A 21,716-nucleotide genomic window follows, 5' to 3' on the forward strand; every position below is an offset into this window, starting at 1 on the left:
CCTGAGGGGTTCACCCGAAGCTTTTTTCATCATGTCGGCAGCATCGGAGCAGGCTTGGCAGGGTTCCATACGAAAGCAAATCTGTTTCTTTTCCAGATATAAAAGCGAATGGAAAACATATCTCATTTAAATTCAAGTGGCGCTCATTCTTTTTCATAATAAAAACTGCGTAGTATGGGTTCCTGACAAAATGCGACTTGCTGCCCATATAAAACCTGAGGGTTTCACCCGAAGCTTTTTTTCATCATGTCGGCAGCATCGGAGCAGGCTTGACAGGGTTCCATACGAAAGCAGTTTTTATTATATTTAATAAACCCGCCACTTGAATTTTATCTTCGATAGTGATATTTTCTATTCATTCGGGACCGCAATTACGGTCATCTTATTTTTTTATACAATCCAGACATTATCAAGGAAGGAAGCTTATGGCAATTCGTGGGGAACTCTTTACAACACAGGTTACTTTGGACAAGAGAAACTATTTTTTCAATGTAAAGGAAAACCGCAACGGCGACGTATTTTTGCAGATTGTTGAAAGCAAAATCAAGGACGGAGAAGATGACCGCCGCGCTATCGTAGTATTCGCAGAAGACATGAAGAAGTTCTTTGGCGGAATGGATGAATCCCTCAAGTTTATCGAAAAGGAAGAAAAGGAAAGGGCAAAAATCCGTGCAGAAAAGAAGGCTGCAAAGGAAGCAAAGTTTGCAGCCCAGGGCGAAGAAGCCGAACCTGCAAAGAAGATCTATCGCCGCAAGGGTGAAAGCCGCCTCGTAGCAGAAAAGCGCGCTACAAAGAAGGATACAAGAATCCATGTAGTATCAAAGCGCAAGCCATCTGATTCAAGCGAATACTAAGATAAGCTATAAGAAATATCAAAATAAAACGGGATGTCCCAAAATATTTTCAGGGCATCCCGTTTTTTTTATTTTTTGCTATGTACGGGAATAGTGTTGCTGCGCCGATTGGACATGGCAACGTGGTCTCGAGAGCCTCAACCACCACATATCATATAGCAACACTTTCTACAGACATAGCCTTATTTTTTATCCTTGCCGAAACTCATTCTTTGGATTGGAGACGGACCGATGCGTCTAATGACCTCTAGATGAGCCGCAGTAGGATACCCCTTGTGCCTTGCATAACCGTACTCAGGATATTTTTTATCATACTCCATCATCAGATGGTCACGTTCAACCTTGGCAATTATGCTTGCTGCCATTACGGCAGGATAGTTTCCATCTGCCTTTGGTTCACATTTCACCTTGCAGTCAATGTCAGGTGCAAAGGTTCCATCAGCCATTGCATCGATGTCTTTGACATCTTCGATCATTTCGATGCCGTTGGTGCTGCACCATTCAGAAAGCTTACCAAGCATATCCTCATAAGCAAGCTTCATTGCCTTAAGGGAAGCTTGAAGAATGTTTATCCTGTCGATTTCATCATGCTGCACATAGGCATGACCCCAGCAGCATTTTTCCTTTATCAGAGGAAACAGTTTTTCCCGTTTTTTTTCACTAAGCTTCTTGCTGTCGTTTAGCAACTCAACTGGAAAATCTGGTGAAAGAATAACACAGGCGGCGCTGACAGGACCTGCCATAGGACCTCTACCCGCCTCATCAAGCCCTGCAAAAAATTTGAATTTCATTTTTAGAATCCCTTTGACGATGTAGATGAAAGACCTGTAACCTTGCAGCCACCGTTTCGTGTAATCGCACCAGAGTTCTTGTACTTACCGTCAGACTGAGCATCGAATCTATCACCCATAAAGGAAACAGTTCCACCTGTAATTTCTATTCCTTTACAAATGCCACCGATCAAAGTAAAGAGATTAAGCTCAAGGACACATTGAGAGTTTCTGATCTTCATAGCTGATGCAGTCTGTCCTATGGCAGTAAAGCGACAACCGAACACAGAAATTGTTCCGCCGTAAATTTCAGAACACATTGAAATTCTTGGTGCCTGGATTGTAAAACCACAGTCCTTGAATGAAACTTCGGAATCCTTAATGTCAAAAAGCTTTCCATCCTCACTATAGAAACCTGCGACCTCACAGTCATTGAGGAAGAATTTTCCATTGCAAATTTTGGCGATATGAGAAGAAGAATCTTCAGACTGCTTTTCAACAGTACACCTATCTATGGAAACAGATGCCCCATCGATAATCAGTGAAGCATTCCCCTTGAGGATGATTTTTCCTCCGTTACCGTGAATGTGACAATCCTTGGTAATAAGATATTCGCCGCCTTCAACAACAACATCACCATTAAGGTGAAGCTTTATGCCACTCTCAGAAGAATTCAGCGCATCCACTACCTGCAAAAAGGAAACAAAAGGATTCATATAAGAACCGTCCTCATTGCCTGTATATTCTCCTGACGCAAGATAGAAGTTAAGCTCATCGATGACATATCGCTGTTCAATGATCTTGCTCATGTTCCCAGCATTGTCAACTGAATATGCAAAGACTTTGTACGCACAAGACTTATCCTCAAGGCTTTTTATGACGATGTCATCGCCAGAATATCTAGAAAATTCCTCAGGCATCTTTATTTCTATATCTGCAGAACTGTCTTCACCATAGTAGACTGGCTCACTTACAGCATAAAAAACATCAGCGTTCTCAGCAGTTATAATTCTAAGAGCCAATGTATTTCTAGAAAAAGAAGAATTTCCCGAAGCAACAAATTCAGGTTCCTTTGGTGGAAGCCTGTCCATTTCATATTCAACACCTAAGCAACCTTGGAAAACTCCGCCAAGAAAAATCTTTGCCTCATAGACGCCTTCAATTTCTTCTCCGTAAAAAGCCTGGGCAACAACGGTTTTTTCACCATTTTCAAAGGTATATCCATCTTCATCAGAAAGAGCAAAAACAACCGTACCAGAACCAGCACTTCTTGCAATGACTGTCGGCATTGAAGGAATGACGAATTCATTGACCTTGTTGTTCTCCGTAAAATCAACCGACTGCCAGTGAAGAGTATGGCTTACGCTTCTATCGATCATTTTTTCCGTGTAATCAGAATTCCACATCTCATCATCAATCTGATAGATGAATTTTTTATCGGTAAAGATAATGCTGTTCCAGTTGCTGATCACAAAAGGAAGACTGGCATTGTCAGAAACTTTTGTTTTTTCAGCAGGGATGACACGGATGACTGAATGATAATTATTGATTCCATCTGTTACAAAGAATGAGACAAAACGTTCAATCCAGTTGTTTTCAGTCAAGTTCAGTTTCTGTCTAAAGGCAGGCTGAGCATTTCTTTCAAAGGAATATCTTAATCCTGATGGAAGAGACAAATCACTTCCACTGCGGTAGTTTATCAACGGTGATTTTACGAAATTTTTCTCAACATAATCCTTTGTATCAGCATCCATATTTGTAAGCATCGGAGGCATCACATTGTAGTCAATACGAAATTCCTTCTTTACTCCATCTGATTCAACAACGCCGATACGAACACAGACACTACCTTTTCTTTCAATGAGGACTGGACCATCGTAGGCAAAGCCTGATACAAAAGGATCGCTCCCAGTCAGCGAATAATATATCTCAGTGGCATTAAAGGAATTGAGGACAAGAGCCTGCTGGTTGCACCAGGTTCCAGTGGCAGGACTGATTATATCCTTTTCTGAGAAAGCAAACGCCCCAAGGGAAATTAAGCTGATAAAAACTGCAGTTAGGGAAAATCTTTTCATTGGTTTTCTTGAATCCTTTAGTCCTTGAAAATGGCTTCCATTATTTCACGAAGCTCTGGGTAAGGCTTATAGAAATGCTCTTCCCTTTCTTCTTTTGTAAGGCCAACCATTTCATGGCTATTGTAGTTGATCCAGTTATTGTCATCTGGATTGTTTATTTCAAACTTCCTGCACCAGTAGTCAGGCTTTACGTTTGGCTGTTCTTTATAGCCGTAAATCTTGTAGTCGTGCACTGCGATCTTGATGTTTTCGCGAGGAACACCTTTTTCAAGAAATACATTTACAAGATAATTCAAGGTATGACCAGAATCATAGATGTCGTCTACAAGGAGAATTTTATCTCCAGGTCTAAGGTACTCAGGAGAATATGTCCATCCATCAATGTGGATCTGAGAATGCTGGGCAACATCAGAATAGCTTCTTGCGACAACAGCCGCATACATTACAGGCTTTTCATTTTTTAGAGCAATCTTGTAATATTCGCTGATTACATTTGCCATGTAGGCACCGCCACGAAGTGATGTATAGAGAACATCAGGAACAAAGTGATCTTCCTGATAGATTTTATGGGCCAGTTTAAGGGCATCGATTCTTACAGTGTCAAAAGGAAGGAATTCTTTCATATCTATCTCCAAAAAAAACGGGACTTGCAGTAAGCAAAGCCTACAACAAATCCCATTATACTATATTTAGTGTTTTATTTCCATTTACGGAAAGATCACTTAAGGTTGGTTCCTTTCAACTGCTGATATACAGCACGGCCTGAAAGTACAATGTCATTTCCACTGAGGGTAATTTTCCCAAGGAACCTTACAGGCTTAGTTTCATCAACAGAAGGTTCAGGAGCTCTGTCAAAGACAACATGGCAAAGTCCCACTTGGAAATTCTTGTTTTCACTTGGAATGTAATCTACCAGAAGATCACACTTCCATGAACCATCCTCATAGAAAACAGAATTGGTCACCATACCGTCCCAGATTGCATAGCAGTCCAGATAGTTGACAGGATTGGATGCCACCTGGGAATAGGAATAGTTATCCTTCAATGAATCAAATGTAGGCTCCTGAAGAAGATCCATTACAGATTGTGCCTTCTGCTTGATGTGTATGGAAGCATTGCTGTTGACGATGCGGTTAAGCTCAACCTGGCATGCATTGTCTCTTGACGCAACAAAGTATTTCTTTGCATCGCTGAATGCCATCTGGATTTCCTTGGTGGTCATCGTAACGTTGAATTCACCGTCTTCCACGTCCAGCTGAACAGCATTCAAAAGCTCATCCTCAGAAAGAGAGAATTTCTGTTCGATTGTATTCTTTGCGACAGGAACCTTTCTTGCCTTTGGCATTACAACGACAAATACAGAACAAAGAACCCCAAGCAGAAGCCCCGTGACGATTACATTTCTTATGACGTTGGGATTAAAACCCAGAGGAGGATAGAATTTCTTTATCTCCCCAGTTTCCTTCATTTTAACGACTGTCTCGTATTCACCGTCGATACGTATAAAATCCAGGGCTTTTTTTGCAATTGCATTATTAGGATCATGATCAAGAACTTCAAGGTAATATTGAACTGCACGGGTAATTTCTCCACGACCAAGGAAAACAACAGCCTGCCCAAGAAGGAGATTTATATTCGTAACAGAAATTTCCCTGGCTTTTCTGAACATTTCAGATGCCTTGCCAGCAACACCAGAGTAAAGATAAGCAATGCCATAGGTCACATAGTAATCAGCTACACCTTCATAATCTTCCTCACAGGTGTCAAGAAAGCGAAGCGCCATCTCAAACCTGCGTCTTTTTATGAGGTATTTTGCAGTATCCAGGGAAGATCGTGCCATTTTTTATCTATTGGCTCCAAGTTTATTGAGGATAGAATCGAGTTCTTCGTTAAGAGCATACAATTCAGTCTTATCCATGGTTTCATCTTCCTTTAAAGTCGCAATGCGGTCAAGGAGATCCTGTATATATTCAGGATCAAGCTGAGCTTCCGTTATTTCCTTTGTCTTTACGAAAGCTTCTTTTGAAGAAGATGGAATGTTGTTGAGGATATTAGGCGTAACGCTGTCGACTTCCTCCTGCGTAAGAGGAATTGGTTTTGCAGCACCATTAAGCTTGGCAACGGAATTCTTTGCAGCAACTCCAAGAGCAGTCTTGCCATTATCAAGATCACTGAGGAACTGTTTGCCTGCAGGATTATTTCCTCCAGTTGCAACTGAAATATAGAAGCCATAGTTTGCAGTTCTCAAGGTATCGAGATAGGTAGAAGGCCAGTTGATGCAAAGTGCCGAGTTATTGAAAGAAGTAACTGAATTGAAGCTTCTTGAAGACTGAATGGAAGGAATCCATGTAACTGAATCCATCTTATCGCGTGTCGCAAGCGTAACAGCTTCTGTCCTAGTAATTTCCTTTGATCCAAGAATGAACTGTATTGCAGCATCCTTGTTTGCGGAACGCACCCAAAGATCTTCTTCCATCGACTGGAACTGAGCTTCAGAGTTGATGAATTTTTTTGCAGCTGTTGAGAAATGAGCCTGAGTATTTTCTCCCAGTGTCGTATCGAACACACCCTTCACGGCATAAGACTGGATGCTTCTTCCAATATTTATCACAAACACCGAGACGCGGAGCATGTCGATTCTTGTGGAAGTTGCGATGGACGGCATAAAGCTGAAATCGACCACAACCTGAACTTCATCGGAAACAAGATATGCCATCTGCGCACCGAGAGGTGTGTTTCTTGCTTCACACTTGATACCCATCTTAGACTGAAGCTTATATTCCTTGCGCCCTACCTTCACGACAAAATAGGAGCTAGAATTTGCATCGTATGTTGAAAGAAGAGGAATACGGTTTCCCTTTTCTGCAACTCCATAGATTGCAAAAGTTCCTTCATTTCCGTTAAGGACAAGACGAATGTCATCCCTTTGGATTTCTATCACATTCTTTACACGAGGAACATAGGTTGATGCAGGAGCGGCATCTACTCTTGTGCCTACGCGTACTTTATTTCCATTTGAATCAACACAATAATTTCCACTGGCATCCTTTGCGTAGATTGCATGTCTATCTTCACTTTCGACCATCGAAGGTTCTGCTACAGAAGATTCAGATTCATCCTGTGCATATGCGAAAAAAGGCGACAGAAAGAAAAGAGGAACCAAGATAAGTTTTGCTGCATCCAATTTCTTCATTTATTTTCCCTCCCCGTTTCTTTCGTTAAGAAGTCTCTGTATAAGGGCTGCCTTTGCCTTAAGGGAAAGAATCTCCTCATCAGCCTGAGCCGCAGTCACGTTCTTTGCCTCCAATGTCTGATCAATGACATCGGAAGGCTCATATGCAGACGAAGGCACTGTAGATTCAACAACAGACGAAGGACTTTCTGGAACAACCGCAGGAATCACAGGAGAAGCAACAACAGCTCCATTGCTTTCAAGCTCAAGGATACGTGCATTGGCGGCACGCAGCTGCTTTCTGAGCTCTGTCATATCATCAGTCTGCATCATCCTGAGCTGTTTTTCATAGTTTTCACGGGAGTTCAGGTATTCTTCACCAGTCATCTTAAGCAAATACAGAAGCTTCTGTTCCCTGTCATGCTGAGTGATAAGGTAAAGCTTGAATTCTGCATCCTCTCTCTTGGAACTGTTTGGATATTCAGCAAGAATTCTTTCGTAGAGTGCCCTTGCCGTTTCAAAGTCATAATCGTCATAGAAGCATTCTGCAATCCAGAACAATGCCGATGAATACATGTCGCTGTCAGGATATTCATTGCAGAAACTGCTTAAAGCCATGACAGCATTGTCATTCAAACCTACGCTGTGGTAGGAACGACCACGCTGATATTCAACAAAGGAAAGCAGCTGGCTTTCTGAAAAGTTATCGATGAAATAATCACAATCGCTGATGGCCGCATCATAATCGCCAGAATAGACCTCGCTCATGATGATCATATACCAGTTAGAATCAGTGGCATATTCAGCGCTGTTTACGCTCTGTCTCAAATAAACACTGGCATCTGCCCACTCGCCCTTTTTGTATGAAACAAGTCCCTGAACAAAAGCTTCTGTTTCTAAAGACGAAACACTGAATGCATAGGAAGCTGCAAAAAACGGCAGGCAAAGCAGTGCAAGTTTACGAACAATATTTCGAATAAGAGAGCGGTTTAATTCCATTCCAAATTCCCCCTGAAAAATGACGAGCCGGAAACTACAATATCAGTTCCTGCTTCGACAACATCTTTCAGGGTATCCTGGTTGACACCGCCATCTACAGAAATGAGGAAATTATAGTCCTTCTCTTTCTGTATATCGGCAAGTTCCTTAACTTTTTTAAGTGTATATGGAATAAGTTTTTGACCACCCCATCCTGGATTGACTGTCATGACAAGCACAAGGTCAACAAAAGGAAGAATTTCCTTAATGGCAGAAACAGGAGTTGCAGGACATATTGCGATTCCTGCCTTTTTACCTTTTTCATGTATCATCTGGATACAGCGGTCTGCATGAATCGTCGCTTCAATATGGAATGTAACAAGGTCAGCACCAGCTTCAATATATGAATTAATTGAAGATTCTGGTTTCTCTACCATAAGATGAACATCAAATGGAAGCTTGCTGTATTTCCTGATGGATGAAATCACAGGCTGTCCATATGAAACCTGAGGAACAAAGTGACCGTCCATAACGTCGACATGAACATATGAACTTCCCTTTTCTTCTATTGATTTGAGTGCACCTTTGAGATCTCCAAAGTCTGCAGACAAAAGTGATGGTGAAAGATACTTCTGGTTTTTCATAGTGAGAACATTCTATTTGAAATCGGTTTTTCTTGCAATTAAGAAAGTTTTTCGTATAGCTGGAGAACACTGTCCCTTGATGCAAGTCCTTCAGAAAAGGCACTGGCACTTCCACAGGAAATTCCCATTCTGAGGGCATGGGCGTAATCCTTCTTTTCGTTCCACCCTGCGATGAATCCAGCCACCATGGAATCTCCAGCTCCGACGGAATTGACGACGATTCCTTTAGGTGCAGGGCATTCATATTCCTTTCCATCCTCCGCAAGCAGGACTGCACCTTTCGCCGCCATGGAAACAAGGACATTGCGGGCACCTTTTTCAGCAAGCTTCCTTGCATATTCCAATGCCTGTTCTCGACCTTCAATTTTTACGCCGAATAATTCCCCAAGTTCATGGTTGTTTGGCTTTATAAGGAACGGTCTATATCCAAGCGTTTCAAGCAGAAGATTTCCTGTGGCATCAACTGCAACATCGATTTTCCTGTCAGAAAGGAATTTCATTATGCGGTCATAGAAATCAGATCCCAAGCAAGAAGGAATGCTTCCTGCAAGGACCAGAACATCACCATCGTGAATCGAATTGAGCTTCATGAAAAGAAATTCCACATGGGCAGCATCGATAAAAGGTCCGTTGGCGTTAATTTCTGTCTCCGACTGTCCCTTGATTTTTACATTGATCCTTGAATCCCCCTGAGGAAGGTAGACAAAATCAGTATCAATTCCCTGCTCTGAAAGCATGGCTTCAATCTTTACGCCAGTCCATCCACCCGTAAACCCAAGCGCCGTGGAAGGGATTCCAAGGTTCTTGAGGACGATAGAAACATTTATGCCTTTTCCTCCCGCAGCAACACTTTCCTTCTGGCTGCGGTTTACAATTCCTTCCCTGAAGTTTTCTACCTGAATGTTATAATCCAACGAAGGATTTACGGTAAGTGTCCAGATCATTTTATTCTTCCTCTGCATATTTTTTGCGGTTTTCATTTTATGTAAAATAGCATCAAAAATCAAATTTTACCCTTGACTAAACCCCATAAACTTTATAAACTCAGACCTACGTTAGAGATAGCGTGTTGGGCTATTAGCTCAGGTGGTAGAGCACCGCCCTTTTAAGGCGGCTGTCTGCAGTTCGAGTCTGCAATAGCTCACATAAGGCACTGGTTGTAAAACTGGTGCCCTTTTTTTTGCTCCAAGCCCTATTTTAGGGGCTTTGCGGAGCTTATAATCTTTGCTTCCCCCTTTATTTGAGACGGGTGCATTGAAAATCTAACATAAATTTCATTGAATCATGCCATGGACCATGCCAAAAAGCGTGCCAAAAGACATAGAGAATTAAAACATTGCAGAACAAGAAAAAAAATTATCTTTTTGCTATACTATTCATCATGGCGATTAATTCCATAAAATCAACCAAGCCGAAGATGACATCTACAGATTTGATTTCTAAACTCAAGAATGAAAAAGGTGTTGAGTTTAATATTAAATCAGAAAAAGATGCTGTAGATTACATCAGCAATGTAAATAACTATTTAAGAACTGCTTCATATCGAAAGAATTACAGAAAAAATCAGCAGGGCAAATATATAAATCTTGACTTTGCTTATCTTGTTGAATTATCTATCATAGACATGTACATACGAAACATTTCAACACAAATGTGTATTGATGTTGAACATGACCTCAAGGTATCTCTCTTATCCGATATGGAAAACAACCCGGCGGAAGACGGTTATTCTATTGTAATTGATTTCTTAAGTTTACCTAAAAATACCTACATTGAAAAAAACATCACAAGAAATCTTTCTTCTCCATTTGTAGGAAATTTAATTGATAAATACTTTGTCATAACAAAAACAACAGATCCAGCAACCGGTAAAACAGATTTCATAATCAGTCAAAACAATTGCCCTGCCTGGGTATTGGTTGAAATACTTTCTTTCGGTGACTTTCTTAAATTCTATGAATTTTATTTTCAGCGAAAAAATGTAACACCGCCAATACAATCATCTGTATTGAATTTAGTAAGAAGTTTAAGAAATGGGTGTGCTCATAATAACTGTCTGATATGTGATTTGTCGTCAGAAAAGAAAACATACACCCCGACCATCCTAAGTAATTATTATGGGAAAATGAAGAAACTATCAGGATTGAATAAAAAATTGAAATGTCGTTTTATTCTGGAATTTACAAGTCTCCTATATGTTTATAAAAATGTTGTATCAGAAAACCTCAGAAACAAGCGATTGGAAGAGCTAAAGAAATTATTTTTCACCAGAATATCTAAGAGAAAGCAATATTTTATGAAGAATAATAAATTAATGACCAGTTTTTTCTTTTTGGCAAGGATTATAGAAAACATGTGAATTTTACTTGACTTGTAAAGTTTTTTTACTATAATTATATCAGTATTTAAAAACACTTCGGTGTTTTTGCAAGAGCGGCATTTTGTAATCCCGCTCTATTTTTTTTACCTTTTTATTAAGGTGTCAACAGTAAGTCTTGGAAAAGTGCCGTTGTCTAGGTAAGTGCTATGTGTTAGCACCACTCCCAAGCGATTGACATTTCTAATCCACCCATCGCGGTGGATTTTTTTTATTTCTTGAAACTATGGTTAAGACGTTTTTCCAGGGCGGTGATGTGTGATGCAAGGAGTATAGCAAAGAGTAAAGAAAAACTATAATTAACTTAAAACAGTGAAAAGTAATTATTTGACACCGAATTCGAAAGATACTAGAATGTAAGCATAGTTGTAAAACTATAATTAACTTATAAAAAATAATCGTGACGACAAGTCAATATTCCTTACCCTTTTAAGGCGGCTGTCTGCAGTTCGAGTCTGCAATAGCTCACATAAGGCACTGGTTGTAAAACTGGTGCCTTTTTTTTGTCCAAATGACTGTTTCTGAGTTTTTTTATCCCCTATCAAATTTTGATATACTGTTAAAAGTATACTGATTATAATATACTTACTTTCGGTATAGTTGATTTATGAATAGAACCTACATTGCCATCGACTTAAAATCTTTCTACGCCTCAGTTGAATGCGTTGAACGGGGAATGGACCCACTTAAGACAAATCTTCTTGTGGCAGATCCGACCCGCAGCGACAAGACCATATGCCTCGCAGTATCTCCATCCTTAAAGTCCTTTGGAGTACCAGGACGACCAAGGCTTTTTGAGGCAAAGCAAAAGATAGAACAGATAAACACAGAACGAAGGATGATGCTTCCATCGAAAAAGTTCTTTGCAAAGTCCTATCTTGCAGATGTGCTTAAGGAATGCATGGACTACGAGGTAGATTATGTAACAGCACCTCCACGCATGGCTTTATATATAGAATATTCAAGCAGAATATACAGGACCTACCTCAAATACATTGCGCCAGAAGACATCCACGTCTATTCAATAGATGAAGTGTTCATCGACGCAACTCCATACCTGAAGCTTTACGGAATTTCGGCACATGAACTTGCAGTCAAGATGATACACGAGGTATACGACACTACAGGAATAACAGCCACGGCAGGAATAGGCCCCAACCTTTTCATCGCAAAGGTTGCAATGGATGTTGTCGCAAAAAAACTTCCTGCAGATAGAAAAGGAGTCCGTATAGCAGAACTTGATGTCACTGAATTCCGAAAAAAGCTGTGGAATCACAAGCCCATAACCGACATCTGGAGGATAGGTCCTGGAACGGCAAATCGGCTTGCAAAATACGGACTTCATACCTTGGGTGACATAGCAAGATGCTCCATAGGCAAGCCGAATGATTTTCTCAATGAAAACATTCTTTACAAGGAATTCGGAATCAACGCAGAGCTTCTGATAGACCATTCCTGGGGCCATGAACCTTGCACCATAAAACAGATAAAGGCCTATAAGCCGAAGGACCATAGCCTTACCAACGGACAGGTTCTTCCACGCCCCTACGCCTTTGGCGAAGGAGTAACAATAGTCCGTGAAATGGCTGAACTCCTCTGTCTGGATCTTGTCAAGAAAGGACTTCTAGTACGACAGATCTGCATGTATGTCGGCTACGACAACGAAAACGCAGAAACCATGAGCAAGATGCCAAAAAAACAGGTGGAGGACCTGAAGATATGCATGGACCCATACGGAAGATTACAGCCAGGACCAGCCCAGGGCAGAATGAACCTAAAGTCCTTTACGCAGAATATGGACACAGTGTGCGATGGATTCGAAAAAATCTACAGAGCAACAGTCAATCCTGAATTCACCATACGAAGGCTTTTTCTGATAGCTTCCGAAATCACGACAGAAGAAATGCATGAACATAAAGACAGCTGGTTCACGCCAGACCTCTTTGAATCGGAATCAGACAGGAAGGAAAGAGTGAACGAAAGACTTGAGGAAAGGAAGAATAAAAACCTTCAGGACGCCATCCTCACAGTGAAAGGAAAATTCGGAAAGAATACATTGGTTCGCGGATTGAGCCTTCAGGAAGGTGCCATGACGATGACCCGCAACAAACAGATCGGAGGGCACCAGGCATGAAAGAAGAAAAGCTATACAGCGATATGCTGCTTATGGATCCTCCGACATCCACCATTCATCCCAGAATGACATCAGAAAAACGTGCCGCACAGTTCACTCCATTTTCTGCCCTTGCAGGCTATGAAGAAAGCCTTGAGAACACGGCTAAAATCTACGAAAAAGAAATGTTGGATCTAGAGAAAGGTTCAGTCCTGTACGACTAGGACACCATACATTTTCTTCAATAATAATTATATTTTATTTGATATTCCTACTACCTGGTTTATAATAGAAATGCTGTATTCTCAGCAAGGTGGAATTATGACTTATTACGTAGATATCAATGCAAAGAAGTGTGGAAGCGGAACTAAAGAAAATCCTTTCAAGCAGATCAATGAAGCAGCAAGAATTGCAAAGCCGGGCGATGAAATCATCGTTGCTCCTGGAGTTTACCGTGAGTATGTAAACCCTGTTAATGGTGGAACAGAAGACAATCGCATTGTTTACCGCTCAGCAGAATACAGGAAGGCAGTCATCACTGGTGCGGAAGAAATCAAGAACTGGACAAAGGTCAAGGGACAGGTTTGGCTTGCCCGCATTCCAAACGGGATCTTTGGATCATACAATCCATATACAGTTAAAGTTGCAGGTGACTGGTTCAATGTGAACTTCATAGCACACACAGGTGAAGTTTTCCTCAACAACAAGTCCCTCTACGAAGTTACGACGATGGAAGCCGTTGAAAAGCCTGTTGAAGACAACATCAAGTCATGGGACAAGGAATTCACAAAGCATGTCTGGTACACGGAACAGGACGAAAAGACTGACGAAACCTTGATCTACGCCAATTTCCAGGGCAAGGATCCAAACAAGGAAAATGTAGAAATCACTGTACGCGAAAACTGCTTCTACCCTAGCGAAGAAGGACGCGGCTACATTACATTGAGCGGTTTCACAGTATGCAAGGCCGCAACCCAGTGGGCACCTCCAACTGCATATCAGGAAGGAATGATCGGACCTCATTGGTCAAAAGGATGGATCATCGAGGACTGTGAAGTAAGCCATTCAAAGTGTTCGGGTATTTCCCTGGGAAAATACAAGCAGCCAAACAACGACAACAAGTGGTCAAAGCTCAAGTTCAAGGACGGAACTCAGACAGAACGCGACAACATCTGCCAGGCTCAGATCGAAGGCTGGACAAAGGAAAGAATCGGAAGCCACATCATCCGCCGCTGCGATATCCACGACTGTGGACAGACCGGTATCGTAGGACACCTTGGTGGTGTATTCTCGATTATCGAAGACAACCACATCCACAACATCAACAACAAGCAGAATCTTGCAGGTGCTGAAATCGGTGGCATCAAGATGCACGCCGCCATCGACGTAATCATCCGCCGCAACCATTTCCATCACTGTACTCGCGGACTCTGGCTTGACTGGCAGGCACAGGGAACCCGAGTAAGCCAGAACCTGTTCCACGACAACACTCTTGCACGCGATTACCTCCTTAGACCTGAAAATCTTGACCTCTCATGTGGGGAAGACATCTTCATCGAAGTTAGCCACGGCCCAACCCTTTTGGACAACAACATTTTCCTCTCAGATGCAAACCTCAAGCTTCCTACACAGGGACTTGCCATGGTACACAACTTCTTTGCAGGATCATGGACAGCAGTTGGACACGGTGTTCTCAACGGAGCCCTCACAGAAAAGAGACAGAACCAGGCAGTTCGCTATACTCCATACCATGTTCCACACAGAACAGAAATCATGGGCTTCATGAGCATCCTTCACGGTGATTGCCGCATCTACAACAACATCTTCATGCAGCAGCCAATGCGCCCTGGCCTTAAGAAATTGTCAGAGATGATGAGCGACAATGAATGGACAGACGGAAACTTCATCGCAGGCACACACACCTACGACATGTGTCCAACCTACGAAGAATGGGTAAAGCAGTTTGACGGATACTGCGGACTCGGAAGCGCACCAAGCGACCGCTATTACAACCCTCTTCCTGTTTGGGCAAAGGGCAACTGGTACTTCAACGGTGCAAAGCCTACGAAGAATGAAAAGAATCCTGTAGTAGACAAGACAAACACCGTTATTTATTCCCTTGAAGAAAAGAATGGAAAATGGACATTCAAGACAAACGCATATGACTTCATCAAGGAAAGCAACTGTGGAATTATTTCTACAGAAGTCCTTGGAGAAGCATTTGAAAGCGAGCAGAAATTTGAAAATCCAGATGGAAGCGAAATCATCTTCGACACCGACATGTTTGGAAACAAGCGCGAAGCAAATCCTCTTCCAGGACCATTCGCAGGCGTAAAGAAAAATTTCAAGGCTGAGTTCTAATTGAATCAGTAGAATAATTCCTTTTTACCCGCAAAATTTGCCATCTCGGTAAATTCTGCGGGTTATCGTTTTATAGTACATAGCATGAAAAGCAACATTAAAGGTAAGACCGCTCTTGTAACGGGAGCTTCTTCAGGCATCGGATTTGAAACCGCCATTCTTCTCAAGCAACTTGGAATGAATGTCTATGGAGCCGCAAGAAGACTGGAACGCATGGCGGACCTTGAAAAGCAGGGAATCTACATTCTTCCCCTGGATCTTACAGACAGGGATTCCATCAAGAACTGCGTCGACACAATCCTATCAAGGGAAGGATCAATAGATGTGCTCATCAACAACGCAGGTTACGGAAGCTATGGCGCCATCGAAAACGTTCCAACGGAAGAAGCAAAGAGACAGTTTGATGTGAATGTCTTTGGTCTTGCCGAGCTTTCAAAGATGGTTATTCCTTCAATGAGAAAAAATCACTTTGGAAAAATCGTAAACATTTCATCAATGGCAGGAAGATTCACGGCACCTTTTGGCGGATGGTACCATGCTACAAAATATGCAGTTGAAGCATTAAGTGATGCAATGCGTCTTGAAGTAAAACCTTTCGGCGTGGACGTAATATTGATTGAACCAGGAATGATTCAGACTGACTGGGGCTTCATTGCGACAGACAACTTAAGAAAGCAGTCCGAAAATACGGAATATAAAGATAATGCCATAAACGCTGCAACCTATCTTGAAAAACACTACAAATCAGGAAAAATGACACCGCCATTGAAGATTGCAGAGGTAATTGTAAAGGCAGTCCTTGCAAAACATCCAAAACAAAGGTATGCAAAGGGCTACATGGCAAAGCCTTACATATTGATAAAGAAAGTTCTTCCAGACCCATTGATGGATTTGGCCATGAGAACCGTGCTCAAAATTAAATGACAGACAGAAGGATGTCCAAAAACATATATGTTCATTGGACATCCTTTTTTTAATTAGCCCGCATAAGTCTCAGACTGTTTTTCTTCCGCAATGTTACTAACTGCAAAGCTATAGATTATTTTTGCAACATCAAATATCGGTTTCTTAACATTAAGCCCCATATTTCTGGCAAAATCAACGGATGCCTTTGTTGCCTTAGGATTCCACAGTGTTGCATAGGCAAGGTCTACATATACGGCCTGCTCTGATGATGCAATTGCCTTAATGTGATTGTTCATGGAATCTACTGAAGCTTCCTTGTTTGAATTGTTCATAGAAACAAGGGCAATGCGGCTCCTGCTGTTGAACATTTTAATTGTTGAAAGCAGCTTAAGATAGAGGCTGTCAAATTCAGAAGGATTGCTTTTGAAAAGATCCATATCCTCTGCCCCAAGGCGAATGATGATTCCGTCGGATTTAAGTTTTTCCACTTCCTTAAGATAGAACTCAACAGCATTTTTAACTGAAAGTCCAGAAGCACTTTTATTGATCAACTCAAAATCAAGACTGAACTCATCTTCCAGCTGCTTAAGGGGAATTGAACTGTCATAGTTTCCCCCAAGCAATACAACATTGTATTTCTTTTCCTGAACCTCACGCATTCTTTCTGGAATGTAATCGTAGTCTTCCGCATTTGAGAAAGAAAAGTTTTCCTTCTGTGGAACAAACTTCTTAAAATCCACATCATTAAGATGCAATTCGTCTCTCTTTCTGTCCAGAGCCTTATTTCTGAAGAAAACAACAACATTTGCAAATACAATTGCAAGATTAAGGAAATATACGGCAAGAACATAATTGAACTGTCCGTTTATAATTTTTGCTGTAATGCCTGCAACATAACCCGTAATGATAAGACAGATAAACGCAAGGCTTGTGCTCTTTGCCGTCTGAGCCCTATAGGCTTTTACGACATTGATTGGCCAGGAAAATCCAAAACATACAAGCATGCCTGCTTCAAAAAGATGTGCTAAATTCATTCTTAATACCTCATTGATTTTTGATCTTCCGTAGAAGTTGTTTGTATAATACCCCCACAGAAAAAATATTCAATTTTTTGAAAGTATTAATAACACATAATTTTTTCACGCGATTTTTTTTACTTTCAAAAGCCTTTTAGAAAGTTTTTTATGTGTTAAACTACAACCATGAAGAAAAGAAAAAAATCTTCCGAACAAACAAAAGGGAATCTTACTAGCCTACGGAAAATAATTACAAGGACTCAGGTTGCATTGATTGTTTCAGTAACAATTTTATTGAGTTCCGGTGGTCTTATAATAAACATAAAATCCAACAACAAAGCCTTCAATCAGAACCTGCAGAACACCACAGCACTGGTTTCAAGAATCTATGGCTTTACAAAGAATTTGAGCCAGCCTAAGCTCTGTGAATATTTTGACGGAGTTGCAGCTGACCTTCCGGAAGTAGATATTTTTTCAATCGTAGACAAGAACAGCATACGTCTCTACCACACCCACCATCATCTTATAAACACGAAATACGACGGAACCCATCCTGATTTTTCAAGCTACTCTTCAAGTTACTTTACGGAAGATTCCAACGGTCCATCAGGTCCACAACGACGCACCTATTCTGCCTTTTACGATGCAAATGGGAACTACGAAGGTTTCATAATGACCATAAGATTAAAGACTTCCATGAGGATTGTTACAAGAAATACAGTTCTACTTTTTGTTCTTGTAACCATTGCAGCTATTTCAATTGAACTTGTAATCTGCGCAAAACTTTCCCATGAAATAAAAAAATCCTTTCTGGATTTTACTGAAGATTTTGAAGGGACTAAGTTCCTCGTGGATTCCATGAGGGCAAACAACCACGACTTTACAAACAAACTTCATGTAATTCTAGGACTGATCCAGATAGGACAGTACGAGCAGGCCATGAACTATATTCAGAGTATTTCGATAATACAAAGGGAAACCGTTACCTTTGTAATGCACAACATACAGAATTCTTCCCTTGCTGCACTTCTCATAGGAAAAATTGCAAGGGCAAGTGAATGCAACGTAAAGATTTCCTTTCAAGAAAACAGCCATTTCAAAAATGAGGACATAGACATACCATCAGAAGCACTGGTTACAATCACAGGAAACTTAATAGACAATGCCCTCGATTCAATGAACACTGGAACAAGCAGCTCAAAGAAACTTTCCATCGGAATTTTTACAGACACAGGCAAAATGCTTTTGATTGTTCAGGACTCAGGAACAGGAATAGCAGAAGGCTTCATCGAAAAAATTTTTGAAAACGGATTTTCTACAAAAGGAACTGGTCGTGGGGTTGGCCTTTTCCACACCAAACAGCTGATTGAAAGCCTAGGCGGTGAAATTTATGTTGAATCTCAGGTTGGGAAAGGATCCTGTTTTACAGTAAAATTAAGCAAGTAATTGATGGGGAAAGCATACATGGTATATAGAGTTCTTATTGTAGAAGACGATCCAATGGTTGCAATGATTAACGAGCAGTATGTAAGGCAAAACAAAAACTTCACTGTAAGTTCAATTTGCAGAAACGGAGAAGAAGCCCTCAATTTTCTTGAAGAAAATGAAATCGACCTGATTGTTCTTGATGTCTATATGCCTGTCATGGATGGCGTGGAAACTCTTAAGCGCATAAGGGATAAAAAAATATCCTCAGAAGTTGTCATGGTAACGGCTGCCAACGATACAAACACTCTTGAACAGACCATGCATCTTGGAGTATTAGACTATCTAATAAAACCTTTCACAATGGAAAGATTCTTAATTGCACTTGAAAAATTCCTTTCTCATACAGAAACCCTAAAGCAGAATTCCATAATCGACCAAAACAGCATAGACAGACTGATGACACAAAACAACAATCAGGATAAAAAAATCAAATCAACAGAATATCCTAAAGGCATCAACAAAAAGACTCTTTCTTCGATGATTGAATATTTTGATGAAAACTCAGGATGGCAAAGCGTAGACATGATTGCTGAAAAACTTAAAATCTCCGTAGTCACAATCAGGCACTACATGAACTATCTTGTCCAGCAGAAAAGCATTGTCGAAGACATAAACTACGAAACAGGAGGACGTCCCTGCATGCTTTATAAAAAAGCAGATTGAATGTAAAATGAATTCCGTATGAAAAATTACAAGAAGACTTTGACCGCCTGCTATCTTGGATTCATCACGCAGGCAATTTCCGCAAATTTTGTTCCGCTTTTATTTTTGACGTTCCATAGATCCTACAGCATACCATTGAGCAAAATAGCCCTCATATCAACCTGCTTTTTCTTTACACAGCTTGTAGTTGACCTCTTCTGCGCAAAGTTCGTTGACAGAATCGGATACAGGGTAAGCATCATCATTTCAGAAATCACATCAGGACTTGGTCTTGCAGGCCTTGCACTTCTTCCGGATTTATTTGTAAATCCATATGCAGGAATCATTACCTGTACGATAATTTACGCCGTCGGAAGCGGATTGATAGAAGTTCTAGTAAGTCCCATTGTCGAGGCCTGTCCTTTTGAAAACAAGGCAGGCACCATGAGTCTTCTTCATTCATTCTATTGCTGGGGTTCTGTAGGCGTAATTTTACTTTCAACAGTTTTCTTTCATTTTGCAGGCCTTGACCGGTGGAGAATTCTTGCGTGCCTCTGGGCTTTGGTGCCGCTGTACAACATACTGAATTTTGCAACATGCCCTATTGAACATCTGGTTGAAGACGGAAAAGGAATGACCATTAATCAGTTATTTAAAAACAAACTTTTCTGGCTTTTCTGCTTGCTTATGGTCTGTGCAGGTTCTTCGGAAATTGCCATGGCCCAATGGGCATCTGCTTTCGTGGAATCTGCACTCCATGTTTCAAAAACTGTGGGAGACCTTGCAGGCCCATGCTGTTTTGCAATCCTCATGGGAATAAGCCGTGTATTCTACGGAAAATACGGCGAAAAATATGACCTGAAAAAATTCATGGTTATATCCGGAATGCTTTGTTTAGCCTGCTATCTCATTGCGGCCTTTGCAAAAATTCCGCTCATGGGACTTTTGGGATGCGCACTTTGCGGTTTTTCAGTCGGAATAATGTGGCCTGGAACAATAAGCATTGCATCAAAGTCTCTGCCACTGGGCGGAACTGCAATATTTGCCTTCTTTGCCCTTGCCGGAGATCTGGGAGGCTCACTTGGTCCGGCCATCATCGGCTTTGTTTCCCAGCGCAACGGTGAAAACCTTCAATCCGGAATTTTTGCAGGTATAGGATTTCCACTGATTCTTGTTCTGTGCGTGACTTTCCTTTTGCTAAAGGAAAAAACAGAAACAAAAAATAAAAAACCGGAATGAAAATCATTCCGGCTACAGACCTTAATATGTCACGACTTTGTCAGTCTTCTTTTCCCAAAAAGTCCATTACTTCCTGCGCAGTTTTTTCGTCACCAAGGCAACGGGCGGCAGTGTTTACCTTTGCACGGATCATAAGGTTCTGGGCAGTCTTTTCATCTACACCGCGGCTCTGCATGTAGAAAAGGATTTCCTTTCCAAGGCGGCCGATGGAAGCACCGTGTCGGCCTTCTACAGCTTCCTCATCGCAGAGGATTACAGGAAGGCTTTTGTTGACAACCTTTGGATCAAGCAGAAGAACGTTTTCCTGCTCGTCTCCCTTGCTTTCCGCACAACCGTTCTTGAAGTCGATGGTTCCGCGCCAGGTCTTTTTTCCAGTTCCATCCACTACACCGTCAACAGCCATTGTACTTTCAGTTTCACGTCCCGTATGCAATGAAACATAGTTTACATCAAGGCTTTCACTGTCGTTGACAAGATATGCATTGTGGCCGTTAAAGTGAGACTTGTATCCTTCAAGGGCATTGTGGTTGCCCCAGATGTTTTCCTTACCGCCAAGAATGATTTCAGTTGTCTCAACAACAGCATTGTCACCGGCCTTGCTTCCGAATGAAACGAAAGTCTTTGCATCAGGACCGCAAAGGTTAACGAGACCGATGCGGACAACAGCATTTTCTTTCGCAGAAACACGGATTCTTGCGCCAACAGATCCGCTGAAATTTTCAGAAGACTTGAATGTAAAAATGAAATTGCTTTCACTGCCTTCACCTGCGGCAATCTGGATTTCATCAACACAGCTGTCTTTCTCTGCGGAATAAACAACGCGCACAACATCCGTCTTTTTACCTGCGGCAACTGAAAAATTTCTTGCATTGAGCTTAAGACCGTCAAAGGCAGAATCAAATTCCGCGCCCATACCGGTTGCAATCGACGCAAAAGAATCGCCTGCTCCAGAAACGGCAACACCGTCAACCAGAGAAACAGAAGGTTCAGACTGAATGCCTTCAAGACCGCCAAGTTCCGTATTGTTTATCTTTAAGAAGTTCCATGTCAAAGATGGAAAATTATTTACTTTCATTTTTAC

The 21,716-nt window shown here is 41.3% G+C and carries 19 protein-coding genes and 1 tRNA gene; 10 read left to right on the forward strand and 10 right to left on the reverse strand.

The window, feature by feature from the left end; translation table 11 throughout:
* Positions 1-425 precede the first annotated feature (425 nt).
* Positions 426-854 (forward strand): DUF3276 family protein, encoded by a 429-nt coding sequence (locus tag ACKI39_RS03240; protein ID WP_407397609.1) that lies wholly within the window; start codon positions 426-428, stop codon positions 852-854.
* A 182-nt stretch (positions 855-1,036) separates the two neighbouring features.
* On the opposite strand, the gene ACKI39_RS03245 is transcribed toward ACKI39_RS03240, so the two are convergent.
* The 8 genes from ACKI39_RS03245 to pfkB all read right to left on the reverse strand — a co-directional run bounded on the left by ACKI39_RS03245 (position 1,037) and on the right by pfkB (position 9,437).
* Complete coding sequence (locus ACKI39_RS03245; RefSeq protein WP_407397611.1) at positions 1,037-1,645, reverse strand: ribonuclease HII; 609 nt, start codon at positions 1,643-1,645, stop codon at positions 1,037-1,039.
* Positions 1,646-1,647: 2 nt separating this feature from the next.
* Complete coding sequence (locus ACKI39_RS03250; protein WP_407397613.1) at positions 1,648-3,699, reverse strand: chitobiase/beta-hexosaminidase C-terminal domain-containing protein; 2,052 nt, start codon at positions 3,697-3,699, stop codon at positions 1,648-1,650.
* A 17-nt stretch (positions 3,700-3,716) separates the two neighbouring features.
* Positions 3,717-4,322: a phosphoribosyltransferase gene (locus ACKI39_RS03255; protein WP_318689750.1), complete on the reverse strand. Its 606-nt coding sequence runs from the start codon at positions 4,320-4,322 to the stop codon at positions 3,717-3,719.
* Positions 4,323-4,417: 95 nt separating this feature from the next.
* Positions 4,418-5,539 carry a tetratricopeptide repeat protein gene (locus ACKI39_RS03260; protein WP_407397616.1) on the reverse strand — a complete coding sequence of 374 codons (1,122 nt, stop codon included), beginning with the start codon at positions 5,537-5,539 and terminating at the stop codon, positions 4,418-4,420.
* 3 nt (positions 5,540-5,542) lie between these two features.
* Positions 5,543-6,892, reverse strand: a complete 1,350-nt coding sequence (locus ACKI39_RS03265; protein WP_407397618.1) for a hypothetical protein — start codon at positions 6,890-6,892, stop codon at positions 5,543-5,545.
* Entirely contained in the window at positions 6,893-7,870 is a 978-nt protein-coding gene (locus tag ACKI39_RS03270; RefSeq protein ID WP_407397620.1) for a tetratricopeptide repeat protein, read from the reverse strand.
* Positions 7,861-8,493, reverse strand: coding sequence for a ribulose-phosphate 3-epimerase (gene rpe, locus ACKI39_RS03275; RefSeq protein ID WP_407397622.1), 633 nt, complete (start codon positions 8,491-8,493; stop codon positions 7,861-7,863). The genes ACKI39_RS03270 and rpe overlap by 10 nt, the downstream gene beginning before the upstream one ends.
* A gap of 38 nt (positions 8,494-8,531) precedes the next feature.
* Entirely contained in the window at positions 8,532-9,437 is a 906-nt protein-coding gene (pfkB, locus tag ACKI39_RS03280) for a 1-phosphofructokinase (protein WP_407397624.1), read from the reverse strand.
* A 127-nt stretch (positions 9,438-9,564) separates the two neighbouring features.
* Between pfkB and ACKI39_RS03285 the strand changes: the two genes are divergently transcribed.
* The 6 genes from ACKI39_RS03285 (at position 9,565) to ACKI39_RS03310 (ending at position 16,268) form a co-directional block, all read left to right on the forward strand.
* Positions 9,565-9,637, forward strand: a tRNA-Lys gene (locus ACKI39_RS03285).
* A gap of 237 nt (positions 9,638-9,874) precedes the next feature.
* Positions 9,875-10,852 carry an Abi family protein gene (locus tag ACKI39_RS03290; RefSeq protein ID WP_407397626.1) on the forward strand — a complete coding sequence of 326 codons (978 nt, stop codon included), beginning with the start codon at positions 9,875-9,877 and terminating at the stop codon, positions 10,850-10,852.
* A 625-nt stretch (positions 10,853-11,477) separates the two neighbouring features.
* A complete protein-coding gene (locus tag ACKI39_RS03295; RefSeq protein WP_407397628.1) occupies positions 11,478-13,004 on the forward strand; it encodes a Y-family DNA polymerase in 1,527 nt (508 codons plus the stop codon).
* A complete protein-coding gene (locus ACKI39_RS03300; protein ID WP_407397630.1) occupies positions 13,001-13,207 on the forward strand; it encodes a hypothetical protein in 207 nt (68 codons plus the stop codon). Before ACKI39_RS03295 ends, ACKI39_RS03300 begins: the two co-directional genes overlap by 4 nt.
* A gap of 97 nt (positions 13,208-13,304) precedes the next feature.
* On the forward strand, positions 13,305-15,344 hold the full coding sequence (locus ACKI39_RS03305) for a right-handed parallel beta-helix repeat-containing protein (protein ID WP_407397632.1): 2,040 nt from the start codon (positions 13,305-13,307) through the stop codon (positions 15,342-15,344).
* Positions 15,345-15,428: 84 nt separating this feature from the next.
* On the forward strand, positions 15,429-16,268 hold the full coding sequence (locus ACKI39_RS03310; protein WP_407397634.1) for an oxidoreductase: 840 nt from the start codon (positions 15,429-15,431) through the stop codon (positions 16,266-16,268).
* A gap of 53 nt (positions 16,269-16,321) precedes the next feature.
* Here the strand turns inward: ACKI39_RS03310 and ACKI39_RS03315 are convergent, their stop codons facing one another.
* Positions 16,322-17,284 (reverse strand): SGNH/GDSL hydrolase family protein, encoded by a 963-nt coding sequence (locus ACKI39_RS03315; protein WP_407397636.1) that lies wholly within the window; start codon positions 17,282-17,284, stop codon positions 16,322-16,324.
* A 168-nt stretch (positions 17,285-17,452) separates the two neighbouring features.
* On the opposite strand from ACKI39_RS03315, the gene ACKI39_RS03320 reads away from it, so the two are divergent.
* From ACKI39_RS03320 to ACKI39_RS03330, 3 genes are read left to right on the forward strand one after another with little or no spacing between them, the layout of a single operon-like run.
* Entirely contained in the window at positions 17,453-18,712 is a 1,260-nt protein-coding gene (locus tag ACKI39_RS03320) for a sensor histidine kinase (protein WP_407397638.1), read from the forward strand.
* Between the two features lie 18 nt (positions 18,713-18,730).
* Positions 18,731-19,417 carry a response regulator gene (locus ACKI39_RS03325; RefSeq protein ID WP_407397640.1) on the forward strand — a complete coding sequence of 229 codons (687 nt, stop codon included), beginning with the start codon at positions 18,731-18,733 and terminating at the stop codon, positions 19,415-19,417.
* 18 nt (positions 19,418-19,435) lie between these two features.
* A complete protein-coding gene (locus ACKI39_RS03330) occupies positions 19,436-20,635 on the forward strand; it encodes an MFS transporter (protein WP_407397642.1) in 1,200 nt (399 codons plus the stop codon).
* Positions 20,636-20,675: 40 nt separating this feature from the next.
* Here ACKI39_RS03330 and ACKI39_RS03335 read toward each other — a convergent pair whose 3' ends face one another.
* Positions 20,676-21,710, reverse strand: a complete 1,035-nt coding sequence (locus tag ACKI39_RS03335; RefSeq protein WP_407397644.1) for a SufB/SufD family protein — start codon at positions 21,708-21,710, stop codon at positions 20,676-20,678.
* Between the last annotated feature and the right edge of the window lie 6 nt (positions 21,711-21,716).

This window comes from Treponema sp., from assembly GCF_045641405.1.
Taxonomy (GTDB): domain Bacteria; phylum Spirochaetota; class Spirochaetia; order Treponematales; family Treponemataceae; genus Treponema_D.